We start from the raw sequence: 21,375 nt of genomic DNA, 5'->3' as shown, positions 1-21,375 counted from the left end.
CCTTTTCTAAAAGTTGTTGTCTCTGTAAAAAAATGGGTCATATTTTACGCCTTCCAGCCTTGGCGTATTCTTTTCCCAGGCAATCAGTTTGTCACGGAGTTCATCTGCCACGCCTTTCTGGGCAGATGTGTTTACCATGTTATTCTTTTCATACGGATCATTCTCAATGTCGAAAAATTTATACCTGATATTTTCTATTTCCCTGTCATCTTTGTCCAGAGATGCCCCGTAAAGATGGGTGGGGGTGCGTATGCCTATTTTACCATAAGATGTTTCTACAAATGCATAATCCCTGTCTAAAGTGGTTTTCTCGCCTTTCAGTATAGGCGTAAGATCCTGTCCGTGGACACTTTGCGGTATATCCGCCCCACAGAGACTAAGCAGTGTAGGCATCACATCTATAAGAGTCGCTGTTTGAGTGGTATTTACATCTTTTTTAATTCTGCCCGGACAGCTGTAAATCATGGGTATATTTATGGACTCTTCATAAAGTCTGGCTTTATTCCAGAGGTGATGGCTGCCCAGCTGGTCGCCGTGATCCGCTGAAAATATTATAATTGTATCATTTTCAAGACCGTTTTGCTTCAACGTGTTCATCATAGAGCCCAACAGGTCGTCAACCCAGGTAACCGAACCGTAATACAGAGCGGCAACATCTCTAAGGCTGAATCCCGGCGGTATTTTAGCTGTTGTAGGCTTGTAATCAATCCCCCAGCCGTGAAGCCAAAGGTATATGTGGAACCAATATTCATTGTAGGGCAGTTTTCCGTTTTTCCACACGTTCTGCCTCAAAGGAACCTCGCTTGGGTTGTACATATGGGAGTATTGATACGGAACATCAAGTATCGGCATGTGCGGCGAAGTTATGTTATAGTACATAAAAAACGGCTCGTCCTTGTTTTCCTTAATGAAATTATTGACCGCGTCAATCTCATGGTCGGCGGTAAATCCGTCAACATCATAAGACTGGCCCTCATTTTTCCAGAAATTTCCTTTAGTAAAAATTCTGCCGACAATCATGCTCTCGTCGAAACCAAGAAGTGACGGGCGGGTATCGATGTGCCATTTACCTACCTGAGCCGTTTTATAGCCCAGCTTCTTGAATTCTTCTGCCAGGGTGGGGTCTTTGAATTTTTTGCGGTCATCGCGGCCTATATGCGAAACGACTTCATTAAGCCTGGAGCCTGCGCATGTCCTGGCATACTGGCCCGAAAGCAGGTTTGACCTTGCTGCCACACAGGTCGGACAGTTTGATATGCCGTGATCAAAACGCATTCCGTTTGCGGCCAGGGCGTCAATATTGGGAGTCCGAACAAAATCATTGCCGTAACAGCCCACAGCGTGTTTTCTGAGCTGATCGGCAAAAACAATTATAACATTTGGTTTTTTTCGGGGAACTTTTGTTTGGTTTGAAATATTTGCCAGTGATGAGGTTTGCCCCAGACCTAATGCCGCGGCTCCTAAACCCATAGACTTCATAAAATTACGCCGTTTAATTAACATTTCAGGTTCCTTTCATAAAAACAAAAGCATTCTCTGCGAAAACATTTAAATCTTGCCGCATATCGGGCATAATAATACTAATATTAAGGCCTCATCGCAAGAATTGCAAGTTAAAAATCCATTTCTTACCAATTAAAACCCATTTTATTAAAAGTAAAACTTTATTAAAATAAAACTTGACAGTCGTGTTCACTGGCCGCATAATGCTTTAAATGCAATTTATGCCGCTTTTAGCTTGCTAAACGCTTGTTCACTACGTACTTCTTAGACAATAATAAAGCATTAAAATGGGTTTTACAGGTTTTAACGCAGAATGAAAAAGCCTTAGTTATGGAGAATAAATGGATTTTATGAAAAAAAAATGGGTGATGACGGTTATTATTATCGGATGCTTTGCTGTTTCAGGTGTTATTTACTACCATAATAATAAAACCATAGATGTTTTCAGCTCGATGGAGGGCAAGACCATGTGGATGCTCTGCTGCAACTCTAAATGCAGGGCATCTTTTGAGATTCCCCAAAAAGATTATTTTGAATTTCAGAAAGAAAACAGCAACCCGGCTTCGCTTGGCGCCGCTCCAATGATATGTGAGAAGTGCAAAGAAAAGTCCGCTTTTGCCGCTGAAAAATGCCCTGAATGCGGCAATGTTTTCCTTCCAAACTCGATTACCGGCGATTTTGCAGACAGGTGTCCTGAATGTAAGTACAGCCAAACCCAAGAATCCAGGAAAAAAGGTCAATAAGATTCCATGGCCCAATGGGGTTACAGCAGTCCGGGTAGAAAAGCAAACCTGCTGAAAAACTGCGGAGTTATTTCTTAATTGTAGCGCATATATGATTTTATAAATTACTCAATAGAGTTAAAATATGGCTTTAATAGACATAGTGATTGTAGTTGTATATTTTGTCATAATCATGCTTTTAGGTCTTTATTTCCAGAAAAGTTCAGCGAAAAGCATCAATTCCTATTTTCTCGGCAATAAAGATATCCCTTGGTATTTACTGGCATTTTCCGGCAGCGCTACTAATTTTTCTGTGTGCGGCACGGTTTGGCAGATATCAATTCTGTATTTTCTCGGCATGAAATCCTTTTATATCCATTGGGCATGGGGTTCGGTGATACCGGCTTTCTGGATGGCATACGCTGCTATATGGATTAGACGATCAAGGGTTATGACGGCTGCGGAACTTATAAAATTGCGATTTGGTCCCGGCAGCGGCTCAACCTGCGCAAGAACGGCTTATTCGGTTCTTGGCATTATGAGTGCCGCAGGTGTTATCGGAAGAGCTATTCCGTTTGTTTGTAAGTTGTTGAGCGGGTGGATTTAGCAACGGCAGTGAAACCGATTTTCCCCCTTTTTCTCTGGCTTCAGGCCTGATTCGAGCGAAAAAAAACATTAAAAAACCTCAAATTGCCCCCATAGAAAAATGGTAAATCATTTTGCATGTGATATAATATAAGACATTAAACCAAAAGAACTTATATTATATTCTACAAAAGGATTTACCAATGGCTAATATACCACAACCCAGCTTGTTTTGCTACCAAAATGTTGAAAATCTCGGAGATTTAGAGCGGCTCGACCTGTTACTCAAGACGCTCGACGATGAACAACTAATGCAAACACTCGAAAAACGCCGCGGCAATGGACGTGATGACTACCCGATACGGGCCAGTTGGAACTCAATGCTTGCCGGCATCGTATTTGGGCACAACACCATCGAAGCTCTTCGCCGGGAGCTTTCTCGCAACGGTCAGCTCAGGGATATCTGCGGTTTTGATCCTCTCAAAGAGCACCCGGTACCATCATCAAACGCCTATACCAACCTGCTCAAGTCGCTTATGGAGTATCCGGCAGAAGTAGCCGGTATTTTCCAGAATCTTCTGGAGTGTCTTGCCCGGGAACTGCCCGGCTTTGGTCAGCGTATAGCGATTGACAGCAAAGTCATCCAGAGTGCGGCAAACTCCGGTTCAGAAAATAAGCCTGACGGCAGAAGGGATACTGACGGCGGCTGGGCAACAAAAACTTACACAGATAAAAACGGTAAGATTATCAAAAAAACAACGATATTTGGTTACAAGGTTCATCTGGCAGTGGATGCCAATTATGAACTGCCGATAGCACGTATCGTAACGCCGGGTAATGACAATGATATGTTAGAGGCGTACAATCTGGTTGACGCCTGTCCCTCAAAGGCTCTTGAGAAGTGCGAATATCTCTCGGCAGACAAAGGCTATGATTGCGGCGATTTCAAGCTATGGTTATGGAAGGAGCACGATATACGTGCTGTTGTTGATACTCGCAATATGACGCAGTTGGAACATAGCCCGGTTGAAGGCCTTGACAGGATATATTACAACCAGCAGGGTGAGGTGTTCTGCAAGTGCTGCAAGGGGGGAGAACTCAACAAGATGTGCAACAGGGGTTTTGAGAAGGATAGAGACAGTATCAAGTTCGGTTGCCCGGCACACCATCAAGGGCTGACATGCCCCGCATCAGGGAGTTGTCCAATTGGCAAGAGTATCAGGATCGGGTTGGAAAAAGACCCGCGTATCTTTATGGCTTTGCCGCGGGACAGCTATAAATGGAAAGACGAATACAAAAAACGGACTTCTGTCGAGAGGGTCAACAGTCGGCTCGATGTCTCCTTTGGTTTTGAAACTCACTATATTCGAGGCCTTAAAAAAATGCAGATGCGAGTAGACCTGGCACTGATCACGATGTTAGGCACGGCATTGGGGTACGTGAAAACCAAGCAGCCGCACTACATACGCTCACTGGTTAAATCAGAGTCGATCAAAATATCAGCCGCATAACAACGCAAATACAAACCAACAAACTACCTGCCACACTATCGGTGCGCCTAAAATCACACGACCAGAAGAAACACACACCAGGCTCGCCCCGACTGCTCCCCCAAAGCACGCCCGCAAGCCGAGGAAACGCCGATTAATCCGCATTAACCTACTGGGTATCAATAGTATTTTGTGGCAAATTTTCTGAAAAGCCTTACAAACGGAATTTCTCCGGAATGGCTTTTGTAGTTCTTGCTGAGTTTGCAAAAGTTTATAACTTGCCTCCAACCCGGACTGCAGTTATAATAACGGTTTTGACGTCTCTGTATGTACTTTTTGGCGGCTTCAAAGGGGTGATAGTCACAGATTTCCTGCAAAGTATTTTGATTACAACCAGCGGAATCGTATTGGCAGTTATCGCTTATAAGACGATTGACCCTGAAATTCTTAATTCAAATATTGGTAACGTAAAAGAATGGTTGCCACTGAGTATTCCAGAAACTACTAATTTTCCCGAATACGAAAATTTCAGATCAGAAACACTTTCACGGATGGTAATAGGCACAATGCTGTGTTTTACTGTTTCTGCCGGCGGATTCGGTGAACAGCGATTTCTTGCCGCTAAAACACCCGCAGACGCAGCTAAATTAAGTGCGTTCTGGAATATTGTACTCATACCGCGATGGCTTTTTACGGCTGCCGTAGCCTTTCTGGGATTATACTCTTTTGCTGATATCGAAAGCAGCAAGGTTGATCAGCTTCTTCCTTTAGTTATAAATGAGTACATGACGTACGGTGTAAGAGGTTTATTGGTAGTAAGTCTTGTAGCGGCATTCATGTCAACAATAAGTTCGCTTATTAACACGGGTGCTTCTTTGATGGTTCGTGATATTGTCCAGCCTTTGATGAAGATAGATGACAATAGCAGGAATCTGGTATGGTACAGTTACGGGTGCACGGCTTTTGTTATTGCATCAGGCATGACAATCGGTCTTATAAGCCTCAAATACGCTACTCTCAACAGTCTTTGGAGCTGGATTATGGCCGGTCTCGGTGCATCGGTAATCTGTCCAAATGTTCTGCGCTGGTATTGGTGGAGGGTAAACGGCTGGGGCTTTATGATAGGTTTTTTTGGCGGTCTTCTGGTTTCAATACTAATGCTGATTCCTGGTTTTCCCGTTCCATGGCACATAATGTCTATAATCTGTATTTTGGTATCAGGAATTGGCTGTGTCATTGGTTCACTTATGACAAGAGAAGTGAATCAAGAGTATATAGATGAGTTTTATAAACGTATAAAGCCCTTCGGTTTATGGGCGGGGGTTTACAGAAGAATGGGGCTCACAAAAGATGAACATAGAGCAAGTACCGACAATCCTTATCTTGTTTTCTTTAACGCAATAGTGGCCGGCATTGCTATTCATGCATATTATATGGGATCTATATACATCGTAGGGCATTTTTACAGGCAAACATTGATTTCGTTTTTAATTGCAGTTGTTACTACAGTGATTCTTTATTTCAGCTGGTATCAAAAGACAGTAAAAAAAGAAGAAAAATTTAATCTGAAAAGTGGAGAGTAAAATTCATCAAAATGGTCAGACGAGTTCAGCAAAAAGCGGGGTTTCAAATTTTGGCAAAATTTGAGGTCTTAGCCTGATTTTCTGGTAAACGATAGTATTCCAGACTGTTTTACACTTGTCCGACGTCAAGTAAAAATTCCTTCAGCGACAATTAAAATTCCCTTTAAGTGTGGGATTGTTTCTCATGGTTAAGTTCCTCTGGGGGCGTGGTGTACAAATATTCATAGCTATCTTGAATTATGCTGATATTATATCATTTAATTATTGAACAGTCAACGTTTTATGTTATTATTGTCATGGAAGATTTTAATAACACAACTATATCTAAGAAATGGCTTACAATTCCGGTAATAGCTACGATCACGCGTTTATTGTGCCGGGAATTCACACTTCAGAACGAGTATCTTCGCTTGGAAAACAAGATTCTTAAATCCAGGATCAAGAAACGGATCATTTTTAATGATGATGAACGGCGAAGTCTGGTTGAAGCAGCCTTGACATTGGGCAGGGACCTGATGGAGCAGGTGGTAAGTATTGTAAAGCCCAAGACTATCCTTGCCTGGCAGAGAAGACTTGAGAAGCAGAAGTGGGATTATTCAGATCGAAGAAAAAGAAAACCCGGAAGGCCTCGTATCGATGTTGGTATCGAACAGATAGTCTGCAGGATGGCTCGTGAAAATGAATGGGGCTATAAACGTATTCAGGGGGAACTCAAAAAACTGGAAATAGAAATATCGAAAACGAGTGTAGCGAACATCCTGATACGTAATGGACTGCCGTCGTCACCAGAGCGGAAAGGTTTGTCATGGTGTGAGTTTCTATCCAGGTACGAAGGAGTCTTTTTGTTCGCGGATATGTTTCAAAAGGAAGTGTGGACATTTCAGGGGATCAATAACAAGATTCCAGATGAGTATAATAAAAGTCGAAGGGCGGCAGTAAGATAAGTTTTAAGCCCGCTATGGTATCAAGAAAAGATTTCCTTGGCGGACTTTTAAAAAGTTACAGAAGGGCTGCTTGATTTTTTTTGCGGCCTTGACAGGAGCTATTCCGTTTGTTTGTAAGTTGTTGAGCGGGTGGATTTAGCAACGGCAGTGAAACCGATTTTCCCCCTTTTTCTCTGGCTTCAGGCCTGATTCGAGCGAAAAAAACATTAAAAAACCTCAAATTGCCCCCATAGAAAAATGGTAAATCATTTTGCATGTGATATAATATAAGACATTAAACCAAAAGAACTTATATTATATTCTACAAAAGGATTTACCAATGGCTAATATACCACAACCCAGCTTGTTTTGCTACCAAAATGTTGAAAATCTCGGAGATTTAGAGCGGCTCGACCTGTTACTCAAGACGCTCGACGATGAACAACTAATGCAAACACTCGAAAAACGCCGCGGCAATGGACGTGATGACTACCCGATACGGGCCAGTTGGAACTCAATGCTTGCCGGCATCGTATTTGGGCACAACACCATCGAAGCTCTTCGCCGGGAGCTTTCTCGCAACGGTCAGCTCAGGGATATCTGCGGTTTTGATCCTCTCAAAGAGCACCCGGTACCATCATCAAACGCCTATACCAACCTGCTCAAGTCGCTTATGGAGTATCCGGCAGAAGTAGCCGGTATTTTCCAGAATCTTCTGGAGTGTCTTGCCCGGGAACTGCCCGGCTTTGGTCAGCGTATAGCGATTGACAGCAAAGTCATCCAGAGTGCGGCAAACTCCGGTTCAGAAAATAAGCCTGACGGCAGAAGGGATACTGACGGCGGCTGGGCAACAAAAACTTACACAGATAAAAACGGTAAGATTATCAAAAAAACAACGATATTTGGTTACAAGGTTCATCTGGCAGTGGATGCCAATTATGAACTGCCGATAGCACGTATCGTAACGCCGGGTAATGACAATGATATGTTAGAGGCGTACAATCTGGTTGACGCCTGTCCCTCAAAGGCTCTTGAGAAGTGCGAATATCTCTCGGCAGACAAAGGCTATGATTGCGGCGATTTCAAGCTATGGTTATGGAAGGAGCACGATATACGTGCTGTTGTTGATACTCGCAATATGACGCAGTTGGAACATAGCCCGGTTGAAGGCCTTGACAGGATATATTACAACCAGCAGGGTGAGGTGTTCTGCAAGTGCTGCAAGGGGGGAGAACTCAACAAGATGTGCAACAGGGGTTTTGAGAAGGATAGAGACAGTATCAAGTTCGGTTGCCCGGCACACCATCAAGGGCTGACATGCCCCGCATCAGGGAGTTGTCCAATTGGCAAGAGTATCAGGATCGGGTTGGAAAAAGACCCGCGTATCTTTATGGCTTTGCCGCGGGACAGCTATAAATGGAAAGACGAATACAAAAAACGGACTTCTGTCGAGAGGGTCAACAGTCGGCTCGATGTCTCCTTTGGTTTTGAAACTCACTATATTCGAGGCCTTAAAAAAATGCAGATGCGAGTAGACCTGGCACTGATCACGATGTTAGGCACGGCATTGGGGTACGTGAAAACCAAGCAGCCGCACTACATACGCTCACTGGTTAAATCAGAGTCGATCAAAATATCAGCCGCATAACAACGCAAATACAAACCAACAAACTACCTGCCACACTATCGGTGCGCCTAAAATCACACGACCAGAAGAAACACACACCAGGCTCGCCCCGACTGCTCCCCCAAAGCACGCCCGCAAGCCGAGGAAACGCCGATTAATCCGCATTAACCTACTGGGTATCAATAGTATTTTGTGGCAAATTTTCTGAAAAGCCTTACAAACGGAATTGCTCTGACAGGTAATAATAGACGGAGATATGAGTTTTTGGATAGCACGCCATTGCCGGCCATGCTAAATTTGAAACAACGCAACAGTTTTACCTGGCGGTTGAAGATAATTTGGTTGGCAGGGCACGAGACGCAGTCGCAGAAGGCTTCGGTGATATTTTGGCACGCACTTGGCACGCAGGTGATTTTTAAGGCATGCCTAAAAAAGAAAAAGCCTCGTAAGCCACTGACTTACAAGGCTTTAAAAAGCGAGGCCGAAGGGACTCGAACCCTCAGCCTCTATGAGGCTACATGTCAAGTGTTAATTTATTTTTCTTTGCGGATATGTCAGGTTTTGGTGTCTGTGACGAGAATGGGCCACCACTAAAGCTCGTCGCAGGCACAGACACCAAAACCGTGGGCTAAGGTTAGCCTGTCACAGCCTCAACTTATCCCGGTTCTATTATTATCCTCATGATACACCTTTCTCAAACATCAAACCTGCAGGCATTACTCCTCCTGCTATTCGTGCTCGAAGCACATTTTAATATTCGATTAATCCTAAACTGGGAGCTACCATCTTCGGACGTACCTTTTTGATGGGTGCTCTAATCTGAGGCAATGTCCGGATTCTGCCTCAAGCAACTATCCATCCTTCATAAGCACACGGCTGAGTCGTAGTCATCCCAATTGGTCGAGTTTGCACAGGTTCAATCTTTAGTTTGTATTTTGATTTATGCCGCTTTTTTATAATACTGCTGACTGCAAAGCATTTTCCATAAATGGATAGCCAGCCTCCTTGCCATAGCCACTATAGCCTTCTTGTCGTTTCCTGTATTGTGCAGGATTCGTATGAACACCTCACGGGCGCAGTTATCCTTGCGTATCCAGGCCCAACTCGCCTCGACCAGGTTTGCTCTTAATGTTCCCTTGCTGGTCATTACGACATTACCATCCTTTCTTCGCTGGCCACTCTGGTTTACCTTTGGACAGAGCCCCAGGTAACCGGCAATCTCAGTGCCGGTGTTAAAACGTTCCGGATCGTGTACTTCAAGTATGAACTGCCTGGCGGTAATGACACCTACCCCGGGATGGCTTAAAAGCAGTTTGAGTTCTTTGGAGTACTCCGGCTGTTTGAATTGTTGTTTAAGCCTTTTTTCCAGATCCTTTATTTTAGCATTGAAAAATTCAAGCTCATCAATGAATGACTCAAAACAGTACTTCAATTGATCGAACATACGTATGTTTCTCAGTTCAGCGATCGCTGCTTTGCTGAACGTGTCCAGACCACCGGGTTCGGATATCCCATTCTGCAATAACAGGCTCTTGATCTGTTGTTTTACCCGTTTACGCTTTGAGACGAGCTGGTCACGATGCCTGCTGAGCTGGCGGGACGCCTCCTGCTGCGGAGTGGGGATCGAGACAGGTTTAAGTAAGCCTTTGGCAGAATATGTAGCCAGCTTTCGACAGTCAAGTCTGTCGGATTTGGCTTTACTGCTGCGGCTCTCAGGTACCTCAGAAGGGGCGATGACCTCTACCGGAAAACCGCATTCTCTTAGAAAGCGAGCCAGGTGAAAGCCTGTTGGGCCGGCTTCATAAACAATCTCTTTGATTGCGACCTTATATGGATGAAGCTTTTCTACTACAGCCAGATCGTCTGCCGGCATGACGGAAGTCTTTACGATTCGGCCATTTAGCCAGAATGCGAAGTGATGTTTTACCTTGTGAACATCGATACCGATGTAAAGCCGGTCGCGTTTTGTTAATTTTTTGTTCTTGAGAATGTCTGTCGTTTTTGTTATTCTTTTAGTCATGGTCATGTCTCCTGAAAAAAGGTTAATAATTTTATTTTTTAGACATTATAACAAATGTCGAGGAGATATGGCCTACATATTATCTTCGGATCGACAGTGCGAAACTCAAGTTTGTAAATACATGTAAAACAATGATTTATATGCGTTTTTTAGGCCAAAAATGAGGGTTACAAGTGATTAACAAGTGAACTATAACAAGAACTACAAGTGGTTGACAACTGGCGACTGACGCAATAATGACGCAGTGTCAATCAAAATGTTCCTTTAGCATATATACTTGGAAAGTCTCTATTAACTTGAGCCTGTTTACCGCTCCATATTTCGCTTCTAAGACACTTTCTTTTCAACGGATACTCCAGTGCCATCTCAGTGGCTTTAAAATGCTGTTTCAGTAGTGTCTCAAAAGTCATCTTAATCTCAGAACGCGGATTCAACTCCCAAGTGCAATTAAGTTAAATCCTGTTTTGTTATCCTGTTAGTTTTTTCCTCTTATAGAATACTTCATTTGGGGTTAAAAATCCAAGAGATTTTCTGGGTCGATTATTCAGTCGATTCATTATGTGCTCAATCTTCTGATTGGTCAGCATTCGGATGTCACTTCCTTTTGGTACATACTGACGGATCAAGCCATTGGTATTCTCATTCAAGCCCCGCTGCCATGCACTGTAGGGATCGGCAAAGAAGACCTTAATTTTAAGGTTATGGGCAATAGATTCATGGTTTGAAAATTCTTTGCCATTGTCCACTGTCAGTGTATAGGTTCGTCGGGGCAGCGTGCCGATCAGGGCGATAATGGTCCGTTCAACCGCTTCGGCGGTATAACGATCTACCTTACCGATCAGCGTCAGCTTGCTTTTGCGGTCAACCAGGGTTACCAGGGCTCCCTGATGGTTTTTCCCCACGACGGTGTCGCCTTCCCAGTCCCCGATGCGGTTTTTTCTCTCTACAACCGGTGGGCGTTTTTCGATACCAACCCTGTTTTTGATCGTTCCACGCCGGTCCCGGCTGTTTCTTCGTTTTCTTCTTTGTTTGGTCCCGGCAATCCGCAGATGGGTATACAGGGTTTCTCCCCGGGCTTTATCCTGCCAAATGTGCTGGTAAATCCGCTCATGACTGACGGCCGGCCCCTGCCAGTGGGGATCGGTTTTCATGCGTTTTGCGATCTGCTCCGGCGAATGTTGCTGCCGGAGGCGGGATTCAATGTATTCTATCGTCTCCGGCTTCATTTTGACTGCTTTACGGGCGGCCATCCGTCGATATAAAGCCTTTTGCTGGGCCTGCTTAGGGCGATAGCCCCGCAGACCTGTATTGCGGGCCAGTTCCCTGCTGATCGTGCTGGGAGAAACGCCCAACGCCGCAGCTATTTGTTTTTGTTGATTTCCTGCTTGCTTCATGGCATATATTTCGATACGATCGTCTTCGGTGAGCTGCTTGTACGCTCTCATAAGTGTTCCTTTCGTTGAGGTCACCATAATTCAGTGAGAGAGTATACCAGCTCACCACAATTTTGGCGACTTAATTGCACTTATGAGTTGAATCCGCTGAACATGACAAAATGAGCCTCTTCAAGAATAAATATTCTCGAAAAGGGCGGCTCTTTTTAGAGTTGTCTATGTTTAAACGGACTTTCTGCTCAGTGAATATATACACTCCTGAAATAACAATATTCAATTTTAACTCATATAATTACGAGGCTCTCCTGTAGGATTTTAACAGTCCGCCAAGATGCTCGATGCATTCAATCTCACCTTGACCCTGAGGCAAGGGTTCAATCATATTGTGGTCTAAAGATTGATGCGGCCGCGAATGATTATAAAAATCAACAAACTCCGAGACAATATGTACTTGTCAAGCTGTCGTAGGGCCACTAATCGAACTATGCCTATCTTATTGAAAAACAGTCACTTATGAACCTGAGAGTGTTTATAAAGATTGATAAATAAAGAACTTTTTTCTATTTAAATATAGTAGGATTAATATGAGAATTATAACATTAACAGTTTTATGTTGTGTATTATTAGCCGGTCCGGCATATGCAGAGATTGCTGCGATGCATCAGGGAGCGATTGATCCGGAAACAGAGGGATGGAGTGTTTTTCGTGGTCCTTTTGATTCTGGTTCCATTAATAGTATGGGCCTTGATGCCTGGAAGGTTGAAGACACCGGTGGAAGCCAGGAAGGTGGATACGACGTGGCGTTGACAACTGCACAAATAAATGATGCTCAAACTAATGGTTGGACTCTCAGTGCTCGTGTCAGAACACCTGCCGCAGATCAATCTCTCAATGATGCTATCCTTACCGGTGTAAACTTTGGATCATTGGGTTTTATCCTACAGTTTGGAGCCACTGCTGGAACACCGGTTGTTGCTTTTATAGGCGGTCCATCTGCAACACTAACCGGTCTGGATGATGGATGGCATTTGTATGAAGTAATTTACGACTCTGCAACCGGCTCAGCAGATTTGTTTGTTGATGGCACAGAGCAGATTAGTAACTTTGCTGGATGGAATGGCACCTTCTTAGCTGGCACAGTTGCCTTTGGATCGGGCTCTGGTGGAGGTTCCGGGATTGGTTATTACAACATGGTAGAGTTTGAAGTCAATGCAGGCAACATCGACATTGGGTTTCAAACTCAACTCTTTGTTGACGATTTCGTTATTGATCAGCGGCAAAATGTAGTACGGAAAGCACAGCAGGCATCGAGAATGGATGACCCCGTCATGGTTGGTGAATACCCCTGGGAGGAAAGTGGTGGTGATAAGCGAATTCTCCTCTATGGAACGGTGTTGTACGACTCGCTTGTGGAACAGTATCGAATGTGGTACATGGGTCGCATCGGTGAGTCAACTTCTGTAGAAATTCCTGAACTGAATTTACCGGGTGAAAATATCCACTATGATTTGACATCGTATGCTGTTAGCAGAGATGGCATACATTGGGACCGACCGAATCTGGGTCTTGTTCACTTTGCCGGGGATCCCGAGAACAATATCATGCTTGATTTTCACGGCGCCAGTGTATTCCTTGACCCGGAAGAATCCGACCCGCAAAAACGATACAAGGCCATTGGTTTCATGCGGCGTTTCCACGATATCAGGGTTTGCTATTCGCCTGACGGCATACACTGGTCTGAGCCCAAGCAGGCATCTGATCGTTACAATGAAGGTGCTTTTAACGCCTGTTATGTTCCGTGGCTTGACTATTACGTTGCAGGCAGCATAGAACCTTCTACGGATCCTGATCATCAGTACATAGATTGCGAAGGAGACCCACAAGGTAAGAGGGTTGCTGTGGCATTGCGCACTGGTGGTAAAGATCTTACAAATTGGGTTGACAAAACATATATCAACCCGGATGCTCAGGATGACCCGGATACACAATTCTATGGTATGACACCATTTGTCTATGGAGATAATTGTTTGATTTTCGGGTTTCTTCATGTATTCGATGTCATCGACCCTCAAGCTTGCTTCCATGATGGCCCAATAGAGGCGCAATTAGTTTATAGTCGTGACGGCCTTGTGTGGCATCGCCTGGAAGATCGCCAGCCGGTTATTTCACTGGGCCCAAATGGCTCTTATGATGGCGGGATGATCATGATGACAGCCAATGGTGCTTTCCTCCAAAATGATGAACTAATTGCGTATTATACAGGAACCCAGTACGAGCATGGACTTCAGGGAGAAATCACCGCCGGCCGTGCTACCTGGTCTCGGGACAGATTAGTTGCCCTTGAGGCAGAAAGCGGATCCGGTACAGTTGTAACCAAGCCGTTTATATTGGAAGGCGAGACACTTAAGGTGAACGTTGATGCCACCGGCGGCAGTTTCTATGTCGAAGTGCTGGACGAAAACAGTGTACCGGTGTCCGGTTTTGCTGCGGCTGATGCAAATGTATATAACAATGTTGATGAGCTGAATCTGGTGCCGCAGTGGGGAAGTATATCCGATCTTTCTACTCTTGTAGGTCAGGCAATACGCCTTAAGTTTTATCTTACCGATGCCAAGCTGTTTGCGTTTAAAATCGGTACAGTTCCCAGCTATAACTTCGATGATCTTCTGACTTTTGCAGGAGATTGGCTTAGAAGTGATGGTCTGACTATAACTCCTGTGCTGCATCTTAAGCTGGAAGAAACAGGTTATGCTGGCTACGTTACACTTTCGGATTCTTCCGGCGAAGGCAACAGTTGTAACGTATCCAGGGTAGATGGTCAAGTACCATCGTCTGTCTCCTGGTCTGACAGTCCTTGTCCGGATGATCCTGTCGATGGTTTCGGGGCACTGGATTTGAGTGATACGACAAACTGTATTGGCATCTCCCCAAGTTTTGCATTACAAAATCTGGGCAAGCGTTATCTTGGTAATGAAGCAACCTTTAGCTGCTGGTTATATAACTATGCAGATAGTGCTGTTAAGAATCGGGGGGTCTTTTTTCATGGATCGGATTCACTTGGAGGCACCATGAAATTCCAGGCTACGTGGAAGAACGGCTATCTCTGGTTTGGTGACACCAGAAGAGTGCTTAGTGCATCTTTTAATCAGGACAATTACAAGAATGTATGGACACATTTTGTGTTTACAGGTGATAAGGATGCAACTGCCGTCTATATCAATGGTGATCTCTATGCTACTGGCGGAGGAATTCAATTTGGTTTTAACGGTGCTCATAGCATTCGCATCGGAGCTCGAACAGATAGCCAATGGAATGATATTACCGAAGCATTACAGTACGCTGTGGTTGATGATATTCGCATTTATGATCGTGTTTTGACAGAGGTCCAGATCGAGGAGATTATGGGCTGCCGTGAAGGACCGGTATTTTACTTTCCGCTGTGTTCACCTGCCAATATATCTCCTAAAATGGGTGATGCAGACGTGTTCAATCCGAATAATCCGGACATAGTTAATTTAAATGATTTTTCTGTTTTAGCAGAATATTGGCTTAATCAAAATTAGATGAAACTGTAGTCCGGAGAACTGTTGTACTTGTCAATCGCTTAGTGTACAAATATTCATAGCTCTCTCGAATCATGCTGATATTATATCATTTAATTTTTGGGCAGACAAGCTTTTATGTTATTATTTTGTCATGAAAGATTTTAATAACACATGTACTTGTTAAGCCAGCGCGCCTGGTTTCATATAGAGATTGCGATATAAACCGGTTGAGCATTAAAATTAGAATCATATTATCAGCTATTGATTTGAGTATTTTTAAGATTGTATAGATAATGAGTTAATCATGAAAAAGCAAATTTTTGTATTGTGTACTATATGTACTGTTTTTGCCAATTATGCAAAGGCTGAAAATGACATTTTAATTGCCGATTTTGAAGGTGAGGATTATGATAGATGGAAAGTTGAGGGACAGGCCTTTGGAAAAGGCCCGGCTAAAGGGACTTTGCCCAACCAACTTGAGGTTTTTGGATATGAAGGCCAGGGGCTTGTCAATTCGTTCTATCACGGCGATGGAACCATCGGCAGGCTTGTTTCCCCGTCTTTTGAAATCAAGCGAGATTATATAAATTTTCTAATCGGTGGCGGCAAACATCCCGGCAAAACCTGTATCAATCTGAAAGTTGATGGTCAGGTTGTAAGGACTGCTACAGGCCCCAACGATAGCCCCGGCGGTTCTGAGGGGCTGGATTGGGAAAATTGGGACGTGAAGAATTTTATTGGCAAGGCTGCTCAAATAGAGATTGTTGACCAGCACACCAGCGGTTGGGGGCACATTAATGTCGATCATATTTATCAAAGCAATAAAAAGAGGCAGTATGTAGAAAAGACAAGAGAGTTCAATCTGACAAAGAAATATTTGAACCTACCTGTTGATAACTCAGCCCCTAAAAGATACATCGATATAATTATCGACGGTAAAAGAGTTCGTCAATTCGATATTTCAATATCAAATAAAACAATCGATTATTGGGTTTTTCTGGATATCAGCGAGTTTCACGGCAAAAACGCGACAATTAAAATCGACATGGATGATCCAGTAGGAAAAACCGGTTTTGATAAGATTTTTCAGGCTGATACATTTCCCGGTGAAGATAACCTTTATAAAGAGAAGCTTCGTCCGCAGGTTCATTTTACCTCACGCAGGGGCTGGAATAACGATACGAACGGTATGGTTTACTATGACGGTGAATATCATCTGTTTTATCAGCACAATCCCTATGGCTGGCCGTGGGGCAATATGACTTGGGGTCATGCTGTCAGCAAAGACATGATCCACTGGCAAGAGCTTGCTGATGCGATACCTCCGGATGGTCTTGGGACCATATTCTCGGGAAGTGCTGTTGTTGATAAGCACAATTCAGCAGGGTTTAAAACAGGTGATGAAGATGTGATCGTATGCTTCTATACCTATGCAGGCGGACGTAATCTCTGGTCTAAAGGAAAGCCTTTTACGCAAGCCATTGCTTACAGTAATGACAGAGGCAGAACCTTTACTAAAATATGAAGGCAATCCCGTAATCGGTCATATTCGGGGTAGTAACCGCGACCCGAGGGTCATCTGGCACGAACCAACGAAAAAGTGGGTCATGGTCCTTTATGTTGAAGAAAACGACATGGATTTCTTTACATCTACTGATCTGAAAAAATGGACCCATACCAGCCGCTTTAAATGTTTCCACGAATGTCCCGAGTTATTTGAACTTCCTGTTGACGGTGACGAAGACAATAAGAAATGGGTGATCTATGGAGCAGCTGCAGATTACCTGATAGGTTCGTTCGACGGTAAGGAGTTTAAGCCTGAAACAAAAAGCCTTAAATTTAACTATGGCAATGCCTTCTACGCGTCTCAGGCCTTTAACAATATTCCCTCAGAAGACGGCCGGCGCATAATGATGGGCTGGGGCCGGGTTCCTATGCCGGGAATGCCTTATAATCAGATGGTTACATTTCCGATAGAACTGAGTTTGAAAACCACGACAGATGGTATTCGGATGTTTGCAGTGCCGGTTGAAGAAATTCACAACCTCCATCAGAAAAAACATTCCTGGAAAAATGAAACAATTAACGGTGTTAAGTCATTATCCGGAATTAAAGGTGAATTGTTTCGTATAAATGCTCATTTTAAGGTGGATAATGCCGAATCATTCGCTTTGATTTGCAGGGAATACGAGATTAAATACGATGCTAAGACCCGGCAGGTTATTTGCACAGGACCTGAAAACGATATCGGGCCAGGACATTTTTCCAATCCATATACTGCTCCTCTAAATTCAACAGATGGAAATGTGTCTTTTGAAATCCTCGTCGACAGAACAATGGTTGAAGTTTTTGTCAATGGCGGCCGCTACTATTTCCCGATGGGCACTTATCTTGTTGATAAAGAGCCGGTATTCAAGGTTATCAGCCGTGGAGGAAATACACGGCTGAAATATTTGGAAATTGTTGAGTTGAAATCAATTTGGAAAAAAATGATTGCTCGGGATGATAAATAACGATGCGGAGCAATTCCGTTTGTAAGGGTTTTTGAGATTTTATGGCGTGTGGTAAAAATATTCATAGCTCTCTTGAATTATGCTGATATTATATCATTTAATTATTGAACAGTCAACGTTTTATGTTATTATTTTTTCATGGAAGATTTTAATAACACAACTATATCTAAGAAATGGCTTACAATTCCGGTAATAGCTACGATCACGCGTTTATTGTGCAGGGAATTGACACTTCAGAACGAGTATCTTCGCTTGGAAAACAAGATTCTCAAATCTAAAATCAAGAAACGGATTATTTTTAATGATGATGAACGGCGAAGCTTGGTTGAGGCGGCTTTGGCATTGGGCAGGGACCTGATGGAGCAGGTGGTAAGTATTGTCAAGCCCAAAACGATTCTTGCCTGGTAGAGGAGACTTGAGAAGCAGAAGTGGGATTATTCAGATCGAAGGAAAAGAAAGCCCGGAAGGCCTCGTATCGATGTTGATATCGAACAGATAGTCTGCAGGATGGCCCGTGAAAACGAGTGGGGCTATAAACGTATTCAGGGAGAGCTCAAAAAACTGGAAATAGAAATATCGAAAACGAGTGTAGCGAACATCCTGATACGTAATGGACTGCCGCCGTCACCAGAGCGGAAAGGTTTGCCATGGCGTGAGTTTCTATCCAGGCATGAAGGAGTCTTTTTGTGTGCTGATATGTTTCAAAAGGAAGTGTGGACATTTCGAGGTTTGAGAACGGCTTATGTTTTCTTTGTGCTTCATCTTCAAACCAGGAGAGTTGTGTTCACAAATGCGACTTTTTCTCCAACAAACGACTGGCTCAAACAGCAAACGCGCCACGTGCTCTGGGAGTGCGAAGATTTGGGGATTGAACCGCGTTTCTTTCTTCGAGATAATGATGTTTTGTATCCTGATGATATGGATATGATATTAAAGTCATCCGGCGTAGATACGGTTAAGACGCCTTACCAGGCACCTAACGCAAATTCTCATTCGGAAAGGTATGTGCTCAGTTGCAAAAGAGGTTGTTTGGATCATCTGCTTATATTTGGTTTGAGTCATCTTCAACACGTATTGAATTGTTATACAGCATATTTCAACAGTCACCGTCCGCACCAGGGGATCAATAACAAAATTCCAGATGAGTATAATAAAAAGTCGAAGGGCGGCAGTAAGATAAGTTTTAAGCACGCTATGGTAGCAAGAAAAGATTTCCTCGGTGGGCTTTTAAAAAGTTACAGAAGGGCTGCTTGATTTTTTTGCGGCCTTGACAGGTAATAATGGGCGGAGCTATGAGTTTTTGGACAGCACGCGGAGATATGAGTTTTTGGATAGCACGTGATTCAGATAATTATGCTTCGATTCACAGCAATCCCCCTGGCCCTTTGAAAAAACATCCAGGAATGACAATAAATGATTATGGTAAGGGAAAATGTATATATATATATTCTGCTTTACTTGCTCTGCAAAATAATACACAGCAGTTCTTCGGCGAAGCATTATTCAAAAAGTATATTAATTCTTCAATCAAAACAAACGCGCCGGCAAATGTTGAGATTACCTTGTTAGAAAGTATGGAAGAAAAAACATTTCTTCTGTGTTTAGTCAACTATCAGCATGATTTACCTAATATACCTGTTTTTGATTTAAAGATTTCAATAAATCTTTCCCAAGGCAAAACCCCAAAAATCTGCAGAAAGGTCTCCGATTCAAAAGAAATCCATTATGTAATGGTTGGTCCAGAAATGGAGTTTGAAATTCCTTGTTTAGAAACAATGGAAATGATAGAAATAAGTTTTTAATACAGCCGTGATTATTTATATAAGTTATCGGAAGATTAGCGAAAATGGGTTAGGCTCAGAAGAAAAAGAAGCAGTTCGTTCCGGAAGATTCTATAGAGAATCTGGTATAATCATTTTAGCCTTTAAATCTAAACCATTGGGTTTTTCCCCCTGCCACTTATTTAAGAGCCTTAGCCCCGCAGCACGGCCAATGTCTTCATATGGTCGACTAATTTTAACAACTGGGATTCTGCCCACATAATCTGGATTATGGCCGTGTTCGCCGGTACAATTTATTATCACAATAGAGGAAGGGTCTTTGTAAAAATTCCTTTTATCTAAATCTTCAATAGCAGGAAAAATCGTTTCGCTCATACAAATTATGGCATTAGCATCTGCGTGCTCTTCTATAGCCAGTTTGGCATGTTTCAGATCTTCAGGAGGCATGCAGGCCTGGCACACTACATTATCTGACAGGTTTATATTTCTGGTTTGCAATTCATTTTTTATTCCTTTGACTATTGTTGCAGATATTGTGTCTAAAAATGGTTCTTCGATATTTCCTGACAATATTAGAATTTTATCGTGTTCTTTAGAAATACAAAAGTTAACAATTTGAGACCCCAGATCCAATAAATCAATTTCTACAGCGTCCAGAGGAATGTCCGGGAAACCTCTGCCTGTAGGTATCACCTCAATGCCTTTGTCAATCAGTCTTACAATATTTGTTATGTCCCAAGGATTAGGAGCAATCCACAACAATCCATCAACATCCCTGTCTATTATTTTCTGAGAAAATTTCAGATCAACAAAATTTCCGTCCTTGGTAATTAAGTCAGTTTTCCAGCCCTGTTTTTGGCTGATTTCCATGAATCCTCTTACTGTTGAGTAAACGGCGGCTTTTCCATGCCATGAAAGCCAAAAAGGTAGAACTATACTAATGCTCTTGACGGCAGACTTGTCTTGAATATTACTCGTTATATTATTCGGTGAATATGAAAAACCGTTGCCTTTGCTACCATTTTCATTCTTGTTATCTAAATTTTTGATAAAAATTCCACTGCCTTTTTTAGCTTCAAGAACACCTTCGTCTTGCAGCATTTTTATAGCACGTTGTGCTGTCATATAAGATACGTCATATTTTTTAGCCAGCTCAGTAATAGGAATTAACCTTGCCCCCGGGGTAAGACGATTACGCTTAATGTCAGCTAAGACATTTTTGTAAGTCATAACATAGGCCAAATTATTTTTGGATTGAATACTCATTTTTAATCTCATTAAAGGGAGCCTCTAAAAATATGCTTTCAGAGGCAAATATTTAAGTTAACGTTATTTTGTAAAATCTTGCACACAGTAAAAAAACTTATTATTCAGCTTATTATCGAAGCACATTTCGTACCTGAATGCCGGTGCTGGACAGGCTTTTAGCCCTGCAGAAGCATTTCCGGCTGTAATGTTGGCATAAACGTGCTGTACCTGTCTATATTAAAGGCCAGGCTTCGAAACCCGACTTCGTTTCTTCTCTGTCCGTTCCAATAGGTCGCAAGATCAGATTACCCGCTCGTTAGGCCTGGGCATGAAAGATGTGTTCAATCCGGCTGCGAGTTTTTAGAACTAGGATGGATACCTTGATTCTTACGTTTGATAACTTTCTCAAAACCTGATTTTTATGAGTTGCCGCATCGTTAA

Annotated in this window: 16 protein-coding genes; 12 read left to right on the top strand and 4 right to left on the bottom strand. The window is 43.0% G+C overall.

Features of this window, described 5'->3' with window-relative positions:
- Positions 1 to 6 precede the first annotated feature (6 nt).
- Entirely contained in the window at positions 7 to 1,503 is a 1,497-nt protein-coding gene (locus tag SMSP2_RS06710; RefSeq protein ID WP_146683217.1) for a sulfatase-like hydrolase/transferase, read from the bottom strand.
- A gap of 341 nt (positions 1,504 to 1,844) precedes the next feature.
- Between SMSP2_RS06710 and SMSP2_RS06705 the strand changes: the two genes are divergently transcribed.
- The 6 genes from SMSP2_RS06705 to SMSP2_RS06680 all read left to right on the top strand — a co-directional run bounded on the left by SMSP2_RS06705 (position 1,845) and on the right by SMSP2_RS06680 (position 8,454).
- Positions 1,845 to 2,246 carry a hypothetical protein gene (locus SMSP2_RS06705; protein WP_146683216.1) on the top strand — a complete coding sequence of 134 codons (402 nt, stop codon included), beginning with the start codon at positions 1,845 to 1,847 and terminating at the stop codon, positions 2,244 to 2,246.
- Positions 2,247 to 2,370: 124 nt separating this feature from the next.
- Positions 2,371 to 2,832, top strand: a complete 462-nt coding sequence (locus SMSP2_RS06700) for an SLC5/6 family protein (RefSeq protein ID WP_146683215.1) — start codon at positions 2,371 to 2,373, stop codon at positions 2,830 to 2,832.
- A gap of 181 nt (positions 2,833 to 3,013) precedes the next feature.
- Positions 3,014 to 4,321, top strand: coding sequence for a transposase (locus tag SMSP2_RS06695; RefSeq protein WP_146682385.1), 1,308 nt, complete (start codon positions 3,014 to 3,016; stop codon positions 4,319 to 4,321).
- Between the two features lie 215 nt (positions 4,322 to 4,536).
- Positions 4,537 to 5,883, top strand: a complete 1,347-nt coding sequence (locus SMSP2_RS06690; protein WP_146683214.1) for a sodium:solute symporter family transporter — start codon at positions 4,537 to 4,539, stop codon at positions 5,881 to 5,883.
- 296 nt (positions 5,884 to 6,179) lie between these two features.
- Positions 6,180 to 6,827: a hypothetical protein gene (locus SMSP2_RS06685; protein ID WP_146683213.1), complete on the top strand. Its 648-nt coding sequence runs from the start codon at positions 6,180 to 6,182 to the stop codon at positions 6,825 to 6,827.
- Between the two features lie 319 nt (positions 6,828 to 7,146).
- On the top strand, positions 7,147 to 8,454 hold the full coding sequence (locus tag SMSP2_RS06680; protein ID WP_146682385.1) for a transposase: 1,308 nt from the start codon (positions 7,147 to 7,149) through the stop codon (positions 8,452 to 8,454).
- A 919-nt stretch (positions 8,455 to 9,373) separates the two neighbouring features.
- Here SMSP2_RS06680 and SMSP2_RS06675 read toward each other — a convergent pair.
- Both SMSP2_RS06675 and SMSP2_RS06670 read right to left on the bottom strand, forming a co-directional pair.
- A complete protein-coding gene (locus tag SMSP2_RS06675) occupies positions 9,374 to 10,453 on the bottom strand; it encodes an IS110 family RNA-guided transposase (RefSeq protein WP_186804903.1) in 1,080 nt (359 codons plus the stop codon).
- A gap of 467 nt (positions 10,454 to 10,920) precedes the next feature.
- Positions 10,921 to 11,898 carry an IS30 family transposase gene (locus SMSP2_RS06670; RefSeq protein ID WP_146682659.1) on the bottom strand — a complete coding sequence of 326 codons (978 nt, stop codon included), beginning with the start codon at positions 11,896 to 11,898 and terminating at the stop codon, positions 10,921 to 10,923.
- A gap of 533 nt (positions 11,899 to 12,431) precedes the next feature.
- Here SMSP2_RS06670 and SMSP2_RS06665 point away from each other — a divergent pair.
- The 6 genes from SMSP2_RS06665 to SMSP2_RS06640 all read left to right on the top strand — a co-directional run bounded on the left by SMSP2_RS06665 (position 12,432) and on the right by SMSP2_RS06640 (position 19,707).
- A complete protein-coding gene (locus tag SMSP2_RS06665) occupies positions 12,432 to 15,410 on the top strand; it encodes a LamG-like jellyroll fold domain-containing protein (RefSeq protein WP_146683211.1) in 2,979 nt (992 codons plus the stop codon).
- 286 nt (positions 15,411 to 15,696) lie between these two features.
- Positions 15,697 to 16,917: a DUF4980 domain-containing protein gene (locus tag SMSP2_RS15105; RefSeq protein WP_146683210.1), complete on the top strand. Its 1,221-nt coding sequence runs from the start codon at positions 15,697 to 15,699 to the stop codon at positions 16,915 to 16,917.
- Positions 16,886 to 17,905, top strand: a complete 1,020-nt coding sequence (locus SMSP2_RS06655; protein ID WP_186804902.1) for a glycoside hydrolase family 32 protein — start codon at positions 16,886 to 16,888, stop codon at positions 17,903 to 17,905. Before SMSP2_RS15105 ends, SMSP2_RS06655 begins: the two co-directional genes overlap by 32 nt.
- 138 nt (positions 17,906 to 18,043) lie before the next feature.
- Positions 18,044 to 18,313, top strand: a complete 270-nt coding sequence (locus SMSP2_RS06650) for a hypothetical protein (RefSeq protein WP_146683208.1) — start codon at positions 18,044 to 18,046, stop codon at positions 18,311 to 18,313.
- A 99-nt stretch (positions 18,314 to 18,412) separates the two neighbouring features.
- On the top strand, positions 18,413 to 19,159 hold the full coding sequence (locus tag SMSP2_RS06645) for an integrase core domain-containing protein (protein ID WP_146683207.1): 747 nt from the start codon (positions 18,413 to 18,415) through the stop codon (positions 19,157 to 19,159).
- A gap of 26 nt (positions 19,160 to 19,185) precedes the next feature.
- Positions 19,186 to 19,707 carry a hypothetical protein gene (locus tag SMSP2_RS06640; RefSeq protein ID WP_146683206.1) on the top strand — a complete coding sequence of 174 codons (522 nt, stop codon included), beginning with the start codon at positions 19,186 to 19,188 and terminating at the stop codon, positions 19,705 to 19,707.
- A gap of 90 nt (positions 19,708 to 19,797) precedes the next feature.
- On the opposite strand, the gene SMSP2_RS06635 is transcribed toward SMSP2_RS06640, so the two are convergent.
- Complete coding sequence (locus SMSP2_RS06635; protein WP_146683205.1) at positions 19,798 to 20,964, bottom strand: GntR family transcriptional regulator; 1,167 nt, start codon at positions 20,962 to 20,964, stop codon at positions 19,798 to 19,800.
- Positions 20,965 to 21,375 lie beyond the last annotated feature (411 nt).

The sequence above is a fragment of the Limihaloglobus sulfuriphilus genome (assembly GCF_001999965.1).
GTDB lineage: Bacteria > Planctomycetota > Phycisphaerae > Sedimentisphaerales > Sedimentisphaeraceae > Limihaloglobus > Limihaloglobus sulfuriphilus.
The sequence above is the reverse complement of the archived record's forward strand: the minus strand, read 5'-3'. Positions and strand labels throughout refer to the sequence as shown.